This window comes from Portibacter lacus, assembly GCF_021533215.1.
Lineage (GTDB): Bacteria > Bacteroidota > Bacteroidia > Chitinophagales > Saprospiraceae > Portibacter > Portibacter lacus.
On record NZ_JAJNKA010000011.1, the window covers coordinates 112,131 to 130,463 of the forward strand.

At 36.7% G+C, this 18,333-nt stretch carries 17 protein-coding genes; 8 read left to right on the forward strand and 9 right to left on the reverse strand.

Translation table 11 applies throughout. The annotated features are described in order from the left end of the window. Positions 1-517: 517 nt before the first annotated feature. Positions 518-1,117 (forward strand): hypothetical protein, encoded by a 600-nt coding sequence (locus tag L2586_RS17665; protein WP_235294265.1) that lies wholly within the window; start codon positions 518-520, stop codon positions 1,115-1,117. Between the two features lie 84 nt (positions 1,118-1,201). Here the strand turns inward: L2586_RS17665 and L2586_RS17670 are convergent, their stop codons facing one another. The 5 genes from L2586_RS17670 to L2586_RS17690 form a co-directional block, all read right to left on the reverse strand. Next, a complete protein-coding gene (locus L2586_RS17670) occupies positions 1,202-1,507 on the reverse strand; it encodes a hypothetical protein (protein WP_235294266.1) in 306 nt (101 codons plus the stop codon). A gap of 10 nt (positions 1,508-1,517) precedes the next feature. Continuing rightward, positions 1,518-2,591: a cytochrome d ubiquinol oxidase subunit II gene (cydB, locus tag L2586_RS17675; RefSeq protein ID WP_235294267.1), complete on the reverse strand. Its 1,074-nt coding sequence runs from the start codon at positions 2,589-2,591 to the stop codon at positions 1,518-1,520. Between the two features lie 3 nt (positions 2,592-2,594). After that, a complete protein-coding gene (locus L2586_RS17680) occupies positions 2,595-3,926 on the reverse strand; it encodes a cytochrome ubiquinol oxidase subunit I (protein ID WP_235294268.1) in 1,332 nt (443 codons plus the stop codon). A 143-nt stretch (positions 3,927-4,069) separates the two neighbouring features. Next, positions 4,070-4,750, reverse strand: a complete 681-nt coding sequence (locus L2586_RS17685) for a LytR/AlgR family response regulator transcription factor (protein WP_235294269.1) — start codon at positions 4,748-4,750, stop codon at positions 4,070-4,072. Further along, positions 4,743-5,777 (reverse strand): sensor histidine kinase, encoded by a 1,035-nt coding sequence (locus L2586_RS17690; protein ID WP_235294270.1) that lies wholly within the window; start codon positions 5,775-5,777, stop codon positions 4,743-4,745. The genes L2586_RS17685 and L2586_RS17690 overlap by 8 nt, the downstream gene beginning before the upstream one ends. A gap of 175 nt (positions 5,778-5,952) precedes the next feature. Here L2586_RS17690 and L2586_RS17695 point away from each other — a divergent pair, with 175 nt between their 5' ends. Both L2586_RS17695 and L2586_RS17700 read left to right on the forward strand, forming a co-directional pair. After that, positions 5,953-6,876 carry a DUF5694 domain-containing protein gene (locus L2586_RS17695; protein WP_235294271.1) on the forward strand — a complete coding sequence of 308 codons (924 nt, stop codon included), beginning with the start codon at positions 5,953-5,955 and terminating at the stop codon, positions 6,874-6,876. Between the two features lie 140 nt (positions 6,877-7,016). Beyond that, positions 7,017-7,631, forward strand: coding sequence for a hypothetical protein (locus tag L2586_RS17700; protein ID WP_235294272.1), 615 nt, complete (start codon positions 7,017-7,019; stop codon positions 7,629-7,631). Positions 7,632-7,638: 7 nt separating this feature from the next. Here the strand turns inward: L2586_RS17700 and L2586_RS17705 are convergent, their stop codons facing one another. Further along, positions 7,639-8,403 (reverse strand): DUF547 domain-containing protein, encoded by a 765-nt coding sequence (locus L2586_RS17705; protein WP_235294273.1) that lies wholly within the window; start codon positions 8,401-8,403, stop codon positions 7,639-7,641. A 71-nt stretch (positions 8,404-8,474) separates the two neighbouring features. Between L2586_RS17705 and L2586_RS17710 the strand changes: the two genes are divergently transcribed. Beyond that, entirely contained in the window at positions 8,475-9,158 is a 684-nt protein-coding gene (locus L2586_RS17710; RefSeq protein WP_235294274.1) for a TIGR04283 family arsenosugar biosynthesis glycosyltransferase, read from the forward strand. Between the two features lie 128 nt (positions 9,159-9,286). Here L2586_RS17710 and L2586_RS17715 read toward each other — a convergent pair whose 3' ends face one another. The 3 genes from L2586_RS17715 to L2586_RS17725 form a co-directional block, all read right to left on the reverse strand. Next, a complete protein-coding gene (locus L2586_RS17715; protein WP_235294275.1) occupies positions 9,287-10,027 on the reverse strand; it encodes a glycosyltransferase family 2 protein in 741 nt (246 codons plus the stop codon). After that, a complete protein-coding gene (gene thrS, locus L2586_RS17720; protein WP_348535570.1) occupies positions 10,028-11,947 on the reverse strand; it encodes a threonine--tRNA ligase in 1,920 nt (639 codons plus the stop codon). A gap of 142 nt (positions 11,948-12,089) precedes the next feature. Beyond that, complete coding sequence (locus L2586_RS17725; RefSeq protein WP_235294277.1) at positions 12,090-14,633, reverse strand: M43 family zinc metalloprotease; 2,544 nt, start codon at positions 14,631-14,633, stop codon at positions 12,090-12,092. A gap of 290 nt (positions 14,634-14,923) precedes the next feature. Between L2586_RS17725 and L2586_RS17730 the strand changes: the two genes are divergently transcribed. From L2586_RS17730 to L2586_RS17745, 4 genes are read left to right on the forward strand one after another with little or no spacing between them, the layout of a single operon-like run. Further along, the gene (locus L2586_RS17730; RefSeq protein WP_235294278.1) at positions 14,924-15,991 is read left to right on the forward strand and encodes an NAD(P) transhydrogenase subunit alpha; all 1,068 of its coding nucleotides are present in this window, start codon (positions 14,924-14,926) and stop codon (positions 15,989-15,991) included. A gap of 5 nt (positions 15,992-15,996) precedes the next feature. Beyond that, on the forward strand, positions 15,997-16,317 hold the full coding sequence (locus L2586_RS17735) for an NAD(P) transhydrogenase subunit alpha (RefSeq protein ID WP_235294279.1): 321 nt from the start codon (positions 15,997-15,999) through the stop codon (positions 16,315-16,317). Continuing rightward, complete coding sequence (locus tag L2586_RS17740; RefSeq protein ID WP_235294280.1) at positions 16,314-17,702, forward strand: NAD(P)(+) transhydrogenase (Re/Si-specific) subunit beta; 1,389 nt, start codon at positions 16,314-16,316, stop codon at positions 17,700-17,702. Before L2586_RS17735 ends, L2586_RS17740 begins: the two co-directional genes overlap by 4 nt. A gap of 4 nt (positions 17,703-17,706) precedes the next feature. Then, complete coding sequence (locus L2586_RS17745) at positions 17,707-18,333, forward strand: HAD-IA family hydrolase (RefSeq protein WP_235294281.1); 627 nt, start codon at positions 17,707-17,709, stop codon at positions 18,331-18,333.

An 18,333-nucleotide genomic window follows, 5' to 3' on the forward strand; every position in this document is an offset into this window, starting at 1 on the left:
TTTTTCATCACTATCCATGTGATGCTTTTTAAGGGTGGCCTGAGTGTGAAGCATGAAAGCGTTGCATTTTTCTTAGAATTGAGAAGCAATGTTGGGTAGAGAATATATCCTGAAATTCTTGTTCTGTAAGCCGAAAAACATTTCATAGCCTCACTCCATGTGAGACCATGAAGTTTTTCATCACTATCCATGTGATGCTTTTTAAGGGAGGCCTGAGTGTGATGGGAGAAAGCGTTGCATTTTTTCAATAATCATTATGGAATGGACTTTAGGAATTAAATAATTCAGGAAGTAAGTTAATCTAGCTGGATATGTTTAGAATATCCTAAAATTAATTTCGTTTTTAGTCTGATGTTAGCGCTTTTTTTAGCAATGACATCAATGATTCATGATTAAAATCTAGCATCATTTTAGAATGCTGTCAGATCATGAACTTTTTAAATATACACATGTCTATGTTCAATTTTTTAATAAACAAAACGAAGAGGGAACATGGAATTTGATTAAAATACCATTTATGAGACATTTAATATTTACACTTTTATTAGTTCTTCCATTCACTGCCCAATCACAATTTCAATACATCACAAATGACTATGTAGAATTAGGAGCATTTGTTGGAACTAATAATTATCAATTGATTGAGCGAGAGTTAATGTCAGGCAAGAGCAGTAGAGGGTATGGAGGTTTAGAGAACCAAGGCCTTTTTATGCGATATGGCAAAGGTCTGGCCTCTTTTGCACATTTAAATTTGGGTATTTCTTATTCCAAAAGGGAAGAAATCTTAGTGGAAAATGTTGTAATTGTAGATAATCAGATTAAAATTGATAATGCTGAGAAATTGGATTTGAAAAGCATTACAGTGGAATTGGGTCCAAGGTTTAGAATGATAGGTAATGAAATACTCGAGCTGTCCTTGGGATTGGGAGGAATAGGAAGATTGACAAAGAACTCTAATTATTCACCGAAGGCTGGTTACTATGCACGAGCCTTAGTGGGGTTAAATTTGACTCGTAGATTGCAGATGAATGGAAGTTATGCTTTCGAAACTACAGCAGGAAGAGATAGATATCAGTCTTTTCCGGTCTCATTTGCTATCCAGTATAAAGTCTATTAAGAAATTCTTAGATTTAAAAAATTAAACGAGAAAATGACTTCTAAACAAATGCCATTTTAAGAAAGCTAAACATTAAAGAAAACTTCAGATCCTCTCTTTGGCCATTCTGTTCCTTAAGCTGCTAATTCCAAGGACAGCAATCGCTCCTCCTAACATTGACAACAATAAATTAATGACTAATAAACTATAATGAATCTGATCAACACCAACAATATTCCCAGGACCGAAACCCAACCTACCAAAACTTTTGATTAAGAAGATACTCCCGAAGACACCTGCAATCGTATTCCCGATAAATCCCATCGAAAAACGCTTATAAATTGACCCGAAAAAATAAGCACCAATGATTCCTGTGGAAATACTGATCAGTGAAATTAGTGTAGCTGTCATGTCGTGAACTTTAATGTCCGTAATCCATGTGATCTATCTTTCCTCCTAAAAGCCTTTTCTGGATAATAAAATAGAAAATCAATAATGTAAATCCAATAATTCCCCAATATACAGCAACGGATAATCCATAATCAGAAGTAGCCGTATTATATATCGTAAGAGATTCATTAATGTCATTCGTAGATGGAAGAATCACTGGAAAGATCGATGCTAATGTTGCCGTTATTCCTCCCAAAATGACTAAAGTGGAAAGGATAAATGGATATACATCTTTCTTGAATTTCTTAACAAAAAATAGACCTCCGACGCCTATGAAATAGATCAATGGAAATATTCCAAAGTAAGGCTTGTCATAGAAGTTGTCCATGGCTTCTGGATTGATCTTTAACCATACAACTAAGGAAAGAATCGTTAGTGCTGTCAAGGTTATATTTAAATTGAAAATGACAGATTTCAATTTAGTATTGATAGAAGATTCAGTTTTCAAGATGACCCAGTTAGCGCCATGAATTGCAAGAGCCACAACAGTAATCACACCTATAATTAAAGTGAACCAATCTATAACACCTGGCGTATCACTTAATGGGCTAAAACTTGAATCCCATAATGGTAAGAAGAAATAATGACCCTCATGCAGTGAAACTCCGTTGGAAGTACTTCCTAAATTGACACCTCGAACCACATTGCCGAGCGCAATTCCAAAAAACAAAGCAAGCAATAGACTGGAAACACCGAAAGCCTTATCCCAGATATCCTTCCACATCTGAAAATCAAATTGACCTCTAAACTCTAACCCTATTGCTCTAAACACTATAAGCCAAAGCACGATAATTAGAGGGAGATAAAAGCCACTAAATACCGAAGCGTAGAAAATTGGAAAAGCCATAAATAGCAAACCTCCACCGGCAACGAGCCAAACCTCGTTTGAATCCCAAAAGAGTCCCGCGGATTTAGCGATGACGACTTTGTCTTTTTCCGTTTTTGCGAAAAATAAGTGAATAATACCAGCTCCGAAATCATATCCGTCGAGAATGAAAAATATTGCCAATACAGTGGCGATGATGATATACCAAAAGACTTCCATAGCTTAATGAATTTGAGGTTTTGGTCCTTGATGAATAGTCTTTCCGACTAAGACTAAAAATAATAAACCCAATAAAATATATAATCCTACGAATCCAATGAGTGTGAATAAAGTATTTCCAGAAGAAACAGTGGGCGAGACACCATCGGAAGTTCGAAGCAATCCATAGACGAGCCATGGTTGACGACCTAGTTCAGCTACATACCAACCTGTAATATTAGCAATGTAGGGAAATGGGAAAAGAAACATAATCCCCCAAAGCAACGATTTGATTTTATATAATTTTCCTAACAGCAAGAACAACACTGCAAGTCCCATTACTCCAATGAATATGGTTCCTAAACCGACCATTATATGATAAGAATAGTAAAGTGCGGGTACGTTATCTGGTAGGACGTCCTCTTCGAACTGATCCATTCCCTGAATCTGTGCATCCCATCTGCCATAAGTTAGAAAACTAAGGACATTCGGTACGGCAATTTTATTATCGAGCTTTTTCTCAACCATGTTAGGCTGACCGATGAGCACAATTTCAGAACCTGCATGCTCGGTTTCGAAAATTCCTTCCATCGCAGCGAAGGCTGCTGGTTGGTACTTTGCTACATTCTTCGCATTCCAGTCTCCAGTAGGAAATGCGACAAGTAAACTTGAAACTAAGCCTATAACCACTCCTGTTTTCAAGAACAATTTTCCGTATTCTACATCTCTATTATTTAGAATATAAAAAGCACCGATACTGGCGACTACAAAAGATGACGTCACTACGGATGCCGCTTGATTATGCAAGAAGGCAGGGAAGAGCCAAGGATTGCTGAATAAGGCCGAAAAGTTCTCAAGAACAAAAGTCCCATTTTCTAAAATCTCATATCCGACAGGATGCTGCATCCAAGCATTAGTCGCAAGGATTAAATATCCACTCGCCCAAGAACCTAGAAAGACCAGAAATCCTGTTAGAAAGTGGAGCTTCTGGCCCATGAGCTTTTCTCCAAAAATGAATAGTGCGAGAAAGGATGATTCTAGAAAAAAGGAGAAAGTTCCTTCCATTGCCAGTGTCTGTCCTATTATTCCACCAGTTAATTCAGAAAACTTTGCCCAGTTGGTACCGAACTGGAACTCCATCGGTATTCCTGTCACAACACCCATAGTGAAATTGATGGCAAATATTTTCATGAAAAACTTAGCTGCGTCATTGAATTTCTCCACTTTTTTTCTGAGATATTGCCATTTAAAATAGACAATAATCAAGGACAGGCCCATGGTGAGTTGGGGGAATAGATAATGGAAAGTGATAGTGAAAGCGAATTGCAGCCTATCATAAAAAATCATGTCTTCCATGCTCTTGCGTTTGAATTAAGAATGAATTCAAGAAGTTTGCAAAATACGGATTTATGATGTTTTTTTATGTAACCTAGGTTTACTATAAAGATATGTGGAATGAGTATAAATTAGAATATTTTTCAAGTATTACACCTGAGCATTTAACTCTTAACAATCTTATAGAATTCATCTGCATATGTTGCACTAACTGGAATGTATTCATCACCAATTACAACTCTGCTTTTTTCTACATATTCAATCTTAGGAATGGATACGATATAAGATTTGTGAACCCGAATAAATTGGTCTGATGGGAGATCAGCCTCAAAATGTTTCATTTTCTGAAGGGTAAGTATTTTGCCATTGGTAGTTTGGATCGCAACATAATCTCCATACCCTTTCAAAAACAATATATCTTCGTAGTTGATTTTTTGATGTCGATTTTCTGTTTTAACAAAGATATAATTTTGTGTTTTAGCAGGTGGCGCAGATTCTTCTGCCATCACTCGATTGACTGCTTTAATAAATCGTTCTAATGTGATTGGTTTCATTAGATAGTCTACCGCATTCAGTTCAAATCCTTCTATCGCATAGTTAGGATATGCGGTAGTGAATATGATTCTTGTCTTATCACCGATGATTTTAGCGAACTGGATTCCGGAAAGTTCAGGCATCTGAATATCTAAGAAAATGAGATCTACGGAATTGCTTTGAAGAAAACCTAAAGCCTCTAGCGGGTTTGTGAAAATCTGAACCAATTCTAATTGATCAATCTTTTCAGTGTATGCTTCTAAAAGTTTAGTCGCTAATGGTTCATCGTCTATAATTATACATCTAGTCATTTCTTCTAATTCTAATAATGGCTGAAAAATGTTCATTTTGATCTTTAATATCCAATTTTTGATCTGAACCGTAAATGAGCTCTAATCTTTTTTGGACGTTCTGCAACCCTATTCCACCGACTTCATCTTTTTCTTGTTTCTTAATTTTGTTTCTAACTTTGAAAACGGCCCATCCCTTTTCTTGATAACATGTAATAGTAACTGGCTCGTCCACATCTTGTAATTCACCGTGCTTGAATGCATTTTCAATTAATGGAAGCAACAAGAATTGCGGGATTTTCATTTCGAGTAAATTAGGGTCAATTTCTTGTGTTACATTCAGATCTTTGGCAAACCTCATTTTCTGAAGGGAAAGGTAGTTTTCCAGGTGTTCAAGTTCTTGTTTCAACGTCACCTTTTCCTTGTTTTCGTAAAGCGTATATTTTAAGATTTCTGACAGCTTATCTACTGCTTGCAAGGCTTGGTCACTCTTGAGAAATACAAGGGAATATATGGTGTTCATGGCGTTTAATAGGAAGTGTGGATTAATCTGACTTCGGAGTAAACTTAATTCCATCTGCTGATTAGCCTTTATTAATTCTAATTCTCGATGTTCACTGAAGCGTGAGTAAGTTACGAAGTAGAAGACTGCACCAAGAATTCCATACATGATGAAGAAGTAAAAATTATCAAGGTAGTAATATTGTAAGGTTACGCCTGATCCATAATTGACAAATCCGAAAAGGATCCGAGCAACATGCTGATCTAGTAAGTATCTTAATGTTACCGGAATAAAGAAGGCAACAGCACAACCTAGAACCAAGTAAAGCCATTTTCTCGAAGGGGAAAATCGATAAAAGCTTAAGTAAACGATTAAAGCAATTAAGAAAAATGAACCTCCACCTGACAGTGCAAAGAATGTTTGCTTTAGATTGAAACTTAAAAATCCACCATTTATTTGCCCATTGAGGAACAATTCTCTTAAAGGATCTACAAGTAAATAGAAACATAGATGGACGATAAATAAACCTTTTATATTACTCTTCATATGTTGCAAATCTGCGAATATTCAAGGTAAGAAAAGGTATCAATCTGTGAAATGGTATTAATCATCGGTATAATTTAAATCTATGCACTTACAGAGTAATTCTTCAGCTTCACCGATTCCTTTTTAATCAAACAAGGAATCGCTTTAATATTGACCTAAATAAAAAATTAAACTTATGAAAGTCTTATTAAAAATTCTAGCGTTAATCTTAATTGTAAATATTTCTACTGCATCTGCTCAATCAAAAGAAGTGGTCATAGTGGGTACAATGCACCAAGTTCCTGATATAATTAAGAATGCCTACAAACCGATGTTTAAGAAGGTTAAAAAATATGAACCCCAAGCAATCTATGTAGAATATGTACCTGGAAGTGATCTAGAAAGTGTAGCATTTGACACGCCAGAATTCTTGCAGCTTTCTGATTCGATCGCTGAAAATTACAAACTCGATCAATGCGTAATCGATGAATTAAATAAGAAACCTCTGGATCAATTTTCAACAGCAGACTTCACAGCGATGAAGACTTACTACACTGCAAAAAGAGATTACGCCAATACTAGATACTTTACCTTTCTGGAAAAATATGGCATCGATGGCCCGAAAAAACCTAAAGGCAATGAAAATGGGGATATTAGCTTTAAACTAGCGAGTCACCAAGGAATGAAATATCTTCATTCGATGGATTATCAGGCAAGCAATCAATATTATTATAAATATTGGAGAGCATGTGATTCAACTTATATCGTAAGCGGGAAGATGCAGGACATTGCAAAGCAGAACAAAAAGCGATATAGAATGGAAGTTGTGGGCACGTTGCTTCGAGGAAATGCAAGAAATACGAACCGATTAAAGACTTTAGAGCAATATCACAAGAGTAATACGCTACATTATGTTGAATCTCCGGAGGAAGTATGTGTAGAAGGAGGCAAATGGTGGGATTTCAGAAATGAGAAAATGGCTAAGAATATTGGTGATCAAGTTCTAAGATCAGACAACGAAAGGAATTTGGTTGTTGTGGGAGCTGGGCATGTGGTGGGCATTAAAGCGGAGTTAGAGAAAAACTATCCTAATCTCATAGTTAGAACATTGTATAAATAAGATCAACATTTATTTCTTATCAATTCGGAGTGCTAGTAAGAATGAATGATTTTGAATTCCCATTTGATAAGATCTGGTTTAATTGACGCCTACTGAACAGTTCTAATGATGTGGCACAGCTTTTGGTTTAAATCATTCTTATGAGAAAGATAATTTTTATTGCTCTTTTGGGTTTTGTTACGAGCGCATCAGGTCAATACAGTTTTGACAAGAATGATTTTTTTGAAATCGGCTTTGCTTTTAAGACGATGTCCAATAGTGATTATTTAGCGAAGTCGACTTATTCTACATCATTGTTTGAATGGGCTGATTCAGATATAAAGAGTAAAGAACTTGGCGGGATTGCTGTGGGGATGAAGTATGGAAAAGCATTTGCATCATTTGCACATATTGTTTTTGATATTGAATATGCTCAGTATAAAATAGAGGCACAAAGTCCAGTAGAATATAGAGAAACCGCATTAGAAACTGGTGATGTGTTATCACTTAAAGCACTAAACATAGGTTTTGGGCCTCGATTTAAATTAATAGGAACGGAAGGTTTTGAACTATCCGTAGAAGGAGGTGGAAAGGCTTTTCACACCTTAAATGCTGGCGATGATTTAGTGGGTGGGTATTATGGACGCGTCATTGCTGGCGTTAACTTAAATAGAAGAGTTCAGGTCAATGCCAAGTATGGTTATGAAAGCACGGTGGGAAAATATGCTGCGACAGATCTTCCCGCTGAACTTGCACTGCATTTTAAAATATACTAAGAGCGAATTATATTTCGGTGAAATTGAATAGATATAATGTCCAATCATAATCATCGAATGCTAATTCAACATCAGTGCTTGGCGTAATTTCGAATTTTTTCAAAATTTCTTTTGTACCACTTTTCCCTCCGAAATCACCACGGAACCAACTCATTAATGGAGTGGTAATCACCTTATTTTCTGATTCCAAATACTTACTCTTATTATCAAGGTATTGTTTTGATATTTTTTCTAAGTCTTCATTAATGGTTTTGTCATCATAGATAGCTACTGGAGGACAGCTTTTAGCGCCGCAATTCAGTGCAAAGTGAATTCTATAATCCTTTTGGTCTGTATTCAACTTTCGTTCCCACATCGAAGCGAAAAGATTAGGAATGTAGCCCCACGATAGTTTCACAGTTGAACTTCTAATAATTCCATGCTCCAGATCATCGAAACTTACCGCCTTACCAGCAATCATTAATTGTTTTGATTTGAAAAATTCTCCACGATCGCCATATTTTTCAGGGGCATCTTTTAAGACATCCATGATGTAGGCATTGTATATATTGATCCAGAAAGCAAATCTCTTAGGATCAGTGTCTAGTTGTTCAGCAAGATCATTAACGTCTATTTCTGCTAATACCTTTTTATATTCATCTGTAGGTTTTTTATCTTGGAGTGCTTTTAAAAAATCCTGTGATAATTTTATCATATTGTTATTATATTGGGCATTAAGCGGGCTGAATCCGAACAAAACTATAAGAAAGGCACTTATTATTAATTTACTCATGGAAATCTATTTTTTATTACATATACGTAATTGAATTGTATGTTGGATTGTTTGAAACGAAATATTTATAAATGCTAAGTGTCATTGTCCCTACATTTAACGAGGAACAAAATATATGTGAGTTAATTTCTCACATTAAATCTTGTGATCATGGTGAAGATATAGAAATAATAATTTGCGATGCTCCAGTTTCGCGAGATAATGGATATAAGAAGGCTCTCAAGTATGGTGTGAAGGCAATTCGATCACCGAAAGCTTATCGGGCTTTCCAAATGAACTATGGAGCAGATCAGGCGACGAACGAAATTTTGTACTTCCTGCATGCAGATGCTAGACCGCCGAAGAACTTTATTTCTGAGATTATAGAAGCGACCAAAGAAAGTGATTTTGGAATTTTCGCTTATAAATTCAATTCAGATAATTTGATGCTTAGGATGAATTCATTTTTCACTAGATATGATGGTTTATTTGCTGGTGGAGGAGATCAGTCTCTATTCATTAAAAAACATGTGTTTCAGGAATTAGGTAAGTTTAATTCGAACCTCCGAATTATGGAAGATTTTGAATTTTACAAACGGGCTAAACGATCTAAGTTGAAATCGACTATCATCAAGGAACCTTTAGTCGTCTCTGCTAGAAAATATGAGCATAACTCTTGGTTGAAAGTGAACGCTATTAATTTTTCTATCTTCTTTCTTTATTGGGTCAATGGGTCTCAAGAACGAATGATTGCATTGAATAGGAAGCTGAATTAATCTAAACTACATTTGTAACTATTCAAGTTCAATTGCGATTAGACCTATTTTATTAGAGATTTAAAGTATTCGAGGCTTTAGCCTCGTTGTAAAAAAAACGCTACTAAAGTAGCGAAAACTGAACTAGACTATTTATAAATTTCTGTTTTCATTAATCCCAACTTATTGAAAAAGTGAACGAAAGAAACTCTTAACACTCCAAGACCGTATTTTATGCTTCTAGGAATATTAATCGAAGATGCTTCCTCGAAATACTTAGTTGGACAGGTTACTTCCCCAATATCAAAACCCTTGTAAATGATCTGAGATAGCATTTCATTGTCGAAAACGAAATCGTCATCATTGGCATTAAAATTTATCCCTCTTAATACGACGTCACTAAATGCTCTATATCCAGTATGATATTCAGAAAGTTTATAATTAACCAGAATGTTTTGGGTAAAAGTAAGTCCACGATTAGCAACATACTTATACCAAGGCATACCACCTTTTAAAGCGCCTTTTCCAAGAATTCTAGATCCAAGAACAACTGGGTATAAGTCTTCTCCGATGATATTCACCATCGATGGAATTAACTTAGGTGTATATTGATAATCTGGATGAAGCATGATGATAATATTGCCTCCTAATTCCAATGCTTTATTATAGAGCGACTTCTGATTTCCTCCGTATCCCTTGTTCTTCTCATGAGAGATGATATGCTGAATTCCCAGCTCTCTAGCTTTCTCAACTGTATTATCTGTACTGGCATCATCACAAAGAATTACTTCGTCGACGAGGTCCATTGGAATCTCACTGACTGTTTTTTCTAAGGTAGCAGCAGCATTATAAGCAGGAAGAACAACAACAACTTTCTTGTTTTTATACATCTACAGCAAGTTTTTAAAATATTCCACAAAAGCATCAAATTGCATAGATCCTTTGTCTCCTTCTCCTTGAACCCTAACTCCTATACTATTATCTGCAACTTCATTTTCACCGATAATCAATAAAAATGGAATTTTTTGCATTTCGTTATCTCGGATTTTTCTTCCAATAGTTTCATTTCTTTCGTCTATGAATCCACGGATATCATGTACTGCAAGTTTTTCTTTTAACTCCTTACAGTATGGTAGAAATACATCAGAAACTGGAATGATAACGAATTGCTCTGGTGTTAACCAAAGTGGAAATTTTCCTGCGGTATGCTCGATTAATATAGACATAAATCTCTCCATAGAACCGAAAGGAGCTCTATGAATCATTACCGGTCTATGTGGTTTATTATCTGCACCTATGTATTCTAATTCGAATCTCTCAGGTAAGTTATAATCCACTTGTATGGTTCCTAGTTGCCATGATCTGCCTAAGGCATCACGAACCATGAAATCTAGTTTAGGTCCGTAGAATGCAGCCTCTCCCAGAGCGGTAGTTGTTTCCATATCTACTTCTGCAACAGCTTCGATTATCGCCTGTTCTGCAGAATCCCAATTTTCATCAGAACCAATATATTTTTCTGGCTTTTCTGGATCTCTAAGGGAAATCTGAGCGGTGTAACTTTCGAAACCCATCTTCTCTAATACTTGTTTTGTTAATTCAAGTACAGATAGAAATTCACCTTTAACTTGCTCTTTCGTACAAAACAAGTGAGCGTCATCTTGAGTAAATCCTCTTACTCTTGAAAGCCCGTGCAATTCACCACTTTGCTCGTAACGATATACGGTCCCAAATTCGCCAATTCTTAATGGCAATTCTTTGTAAGACCTCGGTCTGTGTGCGAAAATTTCACAGTGGTGAGGGCAGTTCATTGGCTTTAACAAAAACTCTTCACCTTCTTTAGGTGTTTTTATTGGCTGAAAACTATCTTCTCCATATTTATCATAATGACCAGAAGTAACATATAATTCTTTTTGGCCAATGTGGGGAGTGACCACCATTTGATAGCCCGCTTTTTCTTGCTGTTCTCTTAAGTAAGATTGCAATCTTTCTCTAATTTGAGTTCCTTTCGGAAGCCACATGGGAAGTCCTGATCCCACTTTCTGAGAAAACATAAATAATTCTAGTTCTTGGCCTAACTTTCTATGGTCTCGTTTTTTAGCTTCTTCTACTAATTCCAGATATTCCTTCAGTTCCTTTTGCTTAGGAAAAGTCACACCGTAGATTCTAGTCAGTTGTTTTCTATTTTCGTCTCCTCTCCAGTAAGCACCAGCTAGACTAGTTAATTTAACTGCTTTTATCGGTGAGGTAGTCGGGATGTGTGGTCCACGACATAGATCAGTAAATCCTCCTTGAGAGTAAAAAGTGATGGCACCGTCTTCCAGGCCATCTATTAATTCTAGTTTATATTCATCATCCTTTTCTTTAAAATAAGAAATGGCATCAGCTTTAGATATTGATTTTCTGGTAAATTCATTTTTCTCTCTGGCGAGTTCAAGCATTTTCTGCTCTATAGCTGGCAAGTCTTCAGGAGTCAAAGTTCGATCTCCTAAATCTACATCATAGTAGAACCCTGTTTCGATAGCTGGTCCGATTCCAAATTTGGTTCCAGGATACAGAGATTCCAATGCTTCCGCAAATAAATGCGCACTTGAATGCCAGAATGTCGATTTTCCAGCTGGATCATTCCAGGTAAATAACTTAATATTTGCATCATTATCAATAGGTCGCGTCGCATCCCATACTTCTCCATTTACTTCTGCAGATAGTACGTTTCGTGCTAAACCTTCGCTAATAGACTTGGCAATATCCATTGCACTTGTCCCTGCTTCATATTCCCGAATGTTGCCGTCCGGAAAAGTAATATTGATCATCATAAATGTTTATTCTAGAATGAATGTGCAAAATTAGGATTTTTATGGGATAAAAAAAGCCAGACGATCATGAATGTGACCGTCTGGCTATTGAATAAGATTATTATTTATTCGTTAAAATTGCATTGGCATTGCCACTGAGCTATTTGATAACGACAAATTTCTTAATAATTTGATCCACTCCATTGTTTAAATGGATGTAGTAAATTCCTGCATTTAACTCTCCAACTTGAAGTTTTTCAGAATTGGATCCTTTAACAGCTTTTGTATTCTGTGTCATTACTTTTCTTCCTGACATGTCTAATACATTAATCTGAACTTGTGAATCACTATTCGATCTATAATTAACATTTAGTAAATTATAAGTTGGATTAGGGAATATTTTCACTTTCGAAATCTTATCAGACGCTAACTCATTAAGAGTAGTTTCTTCAGTAATTTCTCTTGCAGTATTAACACATCCTGAAATATTGATATCATCTAAATAGATGAAATCACTGTTAGAGGAAGCATCACATCTGAATCTGAATTTAGTAGTACTAGTGAATGTGCCAGTAATCGTTACTGTTTCATATTCTCTAGAATTATTACTGAAATCACTACCTCTAGACCAAGATACTAATGTAGCATAAGAACTACCACCATCTGTACTTGCTTGTAACCAGAAGTCTTCACCGTTCTCCATGCTTCTAGCATAGTAGCTGAAATCAATAACAACCTCAGTATATCCAGCTAAATTTAGATTATCTGTTGTCGTTGTAGAAGAATTAGTATTGTCTCTTAATCTTATAGATCTAGATCCACTACTAGCGAATGTGCTTCCATTATTTAATGAACAATCACTTCCGCCATCATTCCAGATTCCGAATCCACCTTCAAAATCATTGAAGTCAATATTAACCGTTGTGCAACCTGTAGGATTACAAGGTGCACAATCAGGGCCACCGCAATCTACACCAGTTTCTTGGCCGTTTTGGATACCATCAGTACAAGTAGGTTCTACTGGGCAATCAGGGCAATCAGGGCCACCACAATCTACGCCAGTTTCTTGACCATTTTGGATGCCATCATCACAAGTTGGCTCTACTGGACAATCAGGGCAATCAGGACCACCGCAATCTACACCAGTTTCTTGACCGTTTTGGATGCCATCAGTACAAGTAGGTTCTACTGGACAATCAGGGCAATCAGGACCACCACAATCTACACCAGTTTCTTGACCATTCTGGATGCCATCATCACAAGTTGGACCATTTCCTCCTCCTAAGCAGAAGTTTGTGGTTTCTGAGCTGCCGAAGCTACCTCCACTTGCTACAGAATTTCCTCCAGCAGTAACACTATAAGATCCGTTTCCATATGTGCAACAGATTCCATCGCCATAAGCATCATTTATAATAAAGTCATAACAGCCATCTTCTAAGCACAAGTCAATAGACACCGTCGATCCATCTGCTTGATTTCCATAAGTTCCTCCTTGAGCAACTGTTACACCATTGCCATCAGTAATGCTCCAACTAGTTTCTTCAGGATAGTTATCTAAAGTTATGGAAACATTTACATCAGTTCCTGCACATGGGCAAGTTGGACATTCAGAACCACCACAATCTACGCCTGTTTCGTCACCATTTTGGATGCCATCATCACAAGTTGGATCTGGTGGACAATCAGGACAATCAGGACCACCGCAATCGACACCTGTTTCTTGACCGTTTTGGATACCATCGGTACATGTTGGGTCTGCAGGAGTTCCACAAGCAGTTGAAGACAAGAGACTTTCACGGAAACCTCCCGTATCAAAAATAGCTCTCATTCTAACTTTCTGTCCATTTGTAAATAGATTCATACAGGCATCGTCAGAGTAGTCCATGTAATTTTGTACCATATCAACAGTACCACAAGAAACATGTCCTTCATTACATCCTCCATTAGATGCATCTGATAAAGGCGTATCAGCTACAAAGTCATCAACTCCGCAGCCACCATCTCCCCAGATATGTCTAAGGTTAAGGTAGTGTCCTACTTCATGAGTTAGAGTTCTTCCTAAGTCAAAAGGAGCTGTAGCTTGTCCTGGGCCACCTGTATATAGGTAATCATTAACAACACCATCAGTTGCAGCAGGGCCTCCTGGAAATTGTGCATACCCAAGGATTCCTCCTGTAATGTCACACACCCAGATATTAAGATAGTCTGCAGCTGGCCATGCGTCTTTACCTCCAGAAGAAGAGAATTTTACTTGATCATTTGTACCAAATGAAGTTTGTGATGTCGAAGTTCTAGTTATACCAGAAGTAGCTGCTCCTTGAGGATCAACTGAGGCTAGACAAAATTCAATTTCAGCGTCATCAGCTTGCGACCAAGTATTATCAGCATCAGCATTAAGTCTACGGAAATCTTCGTTCAAAATGGCTAGTTGTGTCATTATTTGTGCATCAGGGATGTTTTCAGCAGCGTTGTTGTATACAACGTGAAACACAACTGGAATAGTAATTATTCCATCAACCCTTGCGCCTTCATTTTTTTGCATGTAAGCTCTGGTGGCTTTTTCGATTCTTTCCATTTTATGCTCTAGCTTAGGATCATTTTCCATTTGCATTTGCAAAACATCCATAGACCCACAATTTCTTTGGGCTTGAATGTTAGTAAGAAGATAAAGTGAAAACAGTGAGAGTAAAAGAATTCTTTTCATATCAAAGTTTGGTTTAAATTGTTAGTTAATTGCTTTCTCCAGAAGCTAAAATTCGTTATAAAAGATAAGGGCAAGAGTGTAGTTTGCCCAAGTTAAAAAAATAATTTCTTTTTTATTTTACTTTTGGGCAAATAATTAATCGAATAAATTAACTTTTCGCATTTTAATTGCACCATGTGCTAATGAAGACAAACGAAATTAGATGTGATTCATTAAGTTATTTTATGCATTAATTAATATTATACTATTTTAGATTTATTTTGGGTTGTTAAAAAAATAACTGTAGTCATATGTTAAACATTGGGTTTCTAAAAGGGAAGGTTGATCTGAAATGCCCTATTTCACCGGATTTGATTAAAAAATATCAATCCATATCATTAAATATTCTAGCAGAAAAAGGAATTAATGAAGCTGCTTTTTTTGCAACTGGAAGATATGAAGGGGTGGAAATGGTAGATAGAATGGAGGTTGTTAAGAAATCAGATATTTTATTCTGCTCCGAGAACATAAGTAACGAGGAATTGTCGAATATTAAAGAAACGGCACATTTTATTTCGTTGCTCGAGCCTTATAATAATAAGGAGGTAGAAGGGCAAATGCAAGCTTATCCATTTAAGACCTTTAGTATGGATATGATTCCTAGAACCTCTCTGGCTCAATCGATGGACGTCTTATCATCGATGGCTTCTGTTGCTGGATACAAGGCAGTACTAAAAGCTGCTGATTTACTTCCGAGGTACTTACCGATGATGATAACTGCTGCAGGAAGTATAAAACCATCTAAAGTTTTGGTAATAGGAGCAGGAGTTGCAGGACTTCAAGCCATCGCTACAGCCAGAAGGCTTGGTGCAATGGTGGAGGCTTTCGATGTTAGAAGTGCTTCTAAAGAAGAGGTAGAAAGTTTGGGCGCAAAATTCGTAGAAGTCGAAGGAGCAGCCGATGACAAAGGAGCTGGCGGTTATGCTGTGCAGCAATCAGAAGATTTTCTTAAAAGACAACAGGCAGAAGTTCAGAAAAGAGCTTCTAATGCTGATATCATCATCACAACCGCACAATTGAGAGGAAGACCTGCACCGAAGTTGATTCTTAAGGAAACGGTTAATAATATGAAGCCAGGTTCAGTTATCATTGACTTAGCGTCCTCTACTGGAGGTAATTGTGAAGTAACTGAAGATCAAAAAACCATTCAAGTAAATGGGGTAACCATCGTAGGGAATTCAGCACTAGCTAATGAAATGATTCAGGATGCTAGTAACTTATTAAGTAATAATATTTTCAATTTTGTCAATATTATGGTGAAGGATGGAGCCCTTCATTATGATTCAGAAAATGAAATCTTAGTTAAAAGTAAACTTTAAAAGACATGGAACAAATTACGCAATTCGTTGCGGCGAATCTTATTTATATATACCTCATAGCATTCACGGTTTTGCTTGGTTTCGAGGTAATTTCTAAAGTTCCCACCGTTCTTCATACACCACTAATGTCAGGTGCTAATGCGATCAGTGGGGTGGTTATTATAGGTGCTATTATTCTAATAAGAAGTTCTGAATCAGATGACTATGTTAGTCTGATTTTTGGTACACTAGGGATTGTTTTGGCGATGATCAATGTTGTCGGAGGATTTGCAGTGACTGATAGAATGTTAGAAATGTTTAAGAAAAAGAAAAAGGCACAATCATGATAAAGACAATTTTAGATATAGGATTTTTGATTGCGGCCATTTCATTTATAAACGGATTGAGGAGACTGAGTACTCCAGCGACTGCACGAAAAGGAAATTTGATAGCTGGCGCAGGTATGATTCTAGCCATAATCATTGCGATCATCTATCCATTAGGAGATGAAGGAAGTGGGAATTATCCATGGATCATAGGAGGAATTGCTATTGGTTCACTCATAGGGTGGGTTGCGGCTAAGAAAGTACAAATGACGGCCATGCCTCAGTTGGTTTCTATTTTCAATGGACTCGGTGGAGCGTGTGCGGTATTGCTCGCTGTCCTAGAAATGCTTAAGTCCTCAGCAGATAATAAAATAGGCATCGCGATATCTGTATTTACGTTGCTCGTAGGTGCAATTTCATTTACGGGAAGTATTCTAGCATACTTGAAACTAGACGGTAAAGTGAAGGATAAGCATGTAATTCTTCCTGGTCATACTTATGTAAATATTGCCTTCCTAATTGCAAGTATAGTGATTGCAGTACTGTATGTCTTGAATCCATCATCTACCATGCTTATCGTTTTAATTGTAATAAGTTTGGTGTACGGATTTTCATTTGTGGCGCCGATCGGAGGTGCGGATATGCCAGTAGTGATCTCCTTGTTGAATTCACTTACAGGAATTTCAGCAGCAACAGCAGGATTTATCTACAATAATCAAATCATGATAATCGGTGGAATATTAGTTGGAGCTTCTGGGACCATTCTTACCGTCTTAATGTGTAATGCTATGAATCGTTCATTGCTGAATGTGATTATCGGTGGATTCGGAAGTTCAGGTGGTTCCTCTTCTGGAGCGGACCTAGATGGAAAGACAGCGAAAGAAGTTTCTTCTTATGATGCAGCAGTAATGCTTAATTATTCTAGTTCAGTTATGATTGTTCCAGGATATGGTCTTGCCGTAGCTCAAGCACAAAAAGTTTGTAAAGAACTAGATGAATTACTCTCAGAAAATGGTGTAGATGTTAATTATGCCATCCATCCTGTCGCTGGAAGGATGCCAGGTCATATGAATGTTTTACTTGCTGAAGCGGATGTTCCTTACGCTAAATTGAAAGATTTAGATGAAGCGAATGCAATGCTACCCTCTACGGATGTGGTTGTGATTGTCGGTGCGAATGATGTGGTGAACCCATCTGCTTTAGATGATCCAGGAAGTCCTGTTTACGGTATGCCAGTTCTAAAAGTTTGGGAGGCTAAGAATGTCATTATCATGAAAAGAAGTATGAGCCCAGGATATGCCGGTATTCAGAACCCTTTATTTTTCAATGACAATTCATCGATGTTTTTTGGAGATGCGAAAGACAGCATAAATAAATTAGTGACGGAAATAAAATCTTTAGGATAGAAGAATGATCAAAACCATCATATTTGATTTCGGAAATGTATTATATGATCTAAACCTGCCTTTATTTTACTCGAATATGTCGACACTTCTGCAGGAAGACGTGACAGATGGATTGCCAGAGGAATTAAGCAGGGCAATAGTGGATTATGATGCAAGTTTAATCAATACAGAAACATTCATATGGAAGTTTCAGCATTATAAAAATGGTGATTTAGATCCACTTGCTATTATCAATTGCTGGAATAGTATGCTTGATAAATTTCCTGCTCATCGTTGGGACTTTTTAGAAAAATTGAACGAAAAATATAACCTTTACCTTCTTAGTAATATCAATGAATTGCACTTATCTACGGTATATAAACACATCACAAAAGTTCACGGTAGAATAGATTTCGAAACAAAATATTTTAAAGCGGTGTTCTATTCTCATCTCATTCATTTAACGAAGCCGAATAAGGAAATTTATGAATATGTCCAAGATGGACTCCATCTTAAAGGCAGTGAATTGTTGTTCATTGATGATAGAAAAGAAAATGTAGAAGCAGCAAAAGCTTATGGCTGGAACGCAATACAACATAACCCAGAAGTTGATATCGTTAATGTTTTTGATGTTTATGTAGGTCAATTTTAA

What these genes read in the sequence shown, in the direction of transcription:
- L2586_RS17690 (WP_235294270.1), bottom strand. Translation starts at nt 5,777, where the DNA reads ATGAAGAGTAATATAAAAGGTTTATTTATCGTCCATCTATGTTTCTAT.
- thrS (WP_348535570.1), bottom strand. Translation starts at nt 11,947, where the DNA reads ATGATCAATATTACTTTTCCGGACGGCAACATTCGGGAATATGAAGCA.
- cydB (WP_235294267.1), bottom strand. Translation starts at nt 2,591, where the DNA reads ATGGAAGTCTTTTGGTATATCATCATCGCCACTGTATTGGCAATATTT.
- L2586_RS17725 (WP_235294277.1), bottom strand. Translation starts at nt 14,633, where the DNA reads ATGAAAAGAATTCTTTTACTCTCACTGTTTTCACTTTATCTTCTTACT.
- L2586_RS17735 (WP_235294279.1), top strand. Translation starts at nt 15,997, where the DNA reads ATGGAACAAATTACGCAATTCGTTGCGGCGAATCTTATTTATATATAC.
- L2586_RS17740 (WP_235294280.1), top strand. Translation starts at nt 16,314, where the DNA reads ATGATAAAGACAATTTTAGATATAGGATTTTTGATTGCGGCCATTTCA.
- L2586_RS17705 (WP_235294273.1), bottom strand. Translation starts at nt 8,403, where the DNA reads ATGAGTAAATTAATAATAAGTGCCTTTCTTATAGTTTTGTTCGGATTC.
- L2586_RS17745 (WP_235294281.1), top strand. Translation starts at nt 17,707, where the DNA reads ATGATCAAAACCATCATATTTGATTTCGGAAATGTATTATATGATCTA.
- L2586_RS17710 (WP_235294274.1), top strand. Translation starts at nt 8,475, where the DNA reads ATGCTAAGTGTCATTGTCCCTACATTTAACGAGGAACAAAATATATGT.
- L2586_RS17730 (WP_235294278.1), top strand. Translation starts at nt 14,924, where the DNA reads ATGTTAAACATTGGGTTTCTAAAAGGGAAGGTTGATCTGAAATGCCCT.
- L2586_RS17700 (WP_235294272.1), top strand. Translation starts at nt 7,017, where the DNA reads ATGAGAAAGATAATTTTTATTGCTCTTTTGGGTTTTGTTACGAGCGCA.
- L2586_RS17680 (WP_235294268.1), bottom strand. Translation starts at nt 3,926, where the DNA reads ATGGAAGACATGATTTTTTATGATAGGCTGCAATTCGCTTTCACTATC.
- L2586_RS17685 (WP_235294269.1), bottom strand. Translation starts at nt 4,750, where the DNA reads ATGACTAGATGTATAATTATAGACGATGAACCATTAGCGACTAAACTT.
- L2586_RS17670 (WP_235294266.1), bottom strand. Translation starts at nt 1,507, where the DNA reads ATGACAGCTACACTAATTTCACTGATCAGTATTTCCACAGGAATCATT.
- L2586_RS17695 (WP_235294271.1), top strand. Translation starts at nt 5,953, where the DNA reads ATGAAAGTCTTATTAAAAATTCTAGCGTTAATCTTAATTGTAAATATT.
- L2586_RS17715 (WP_235294275.1), bottom strand. Translation starts at nt 10,027, where the DNA reads ATGTATAAAAACAAGAAAGTTGTTGTTGTTCTTCCTGCTTATAATGCT.
- L2586_RS17665 (WP_235294265.1), top strand. Translation starts at nt 518, where the DNA reads ATGAGACATTTAATATTTACACTTTTATTAGTTCTTCCATTCACTGCC.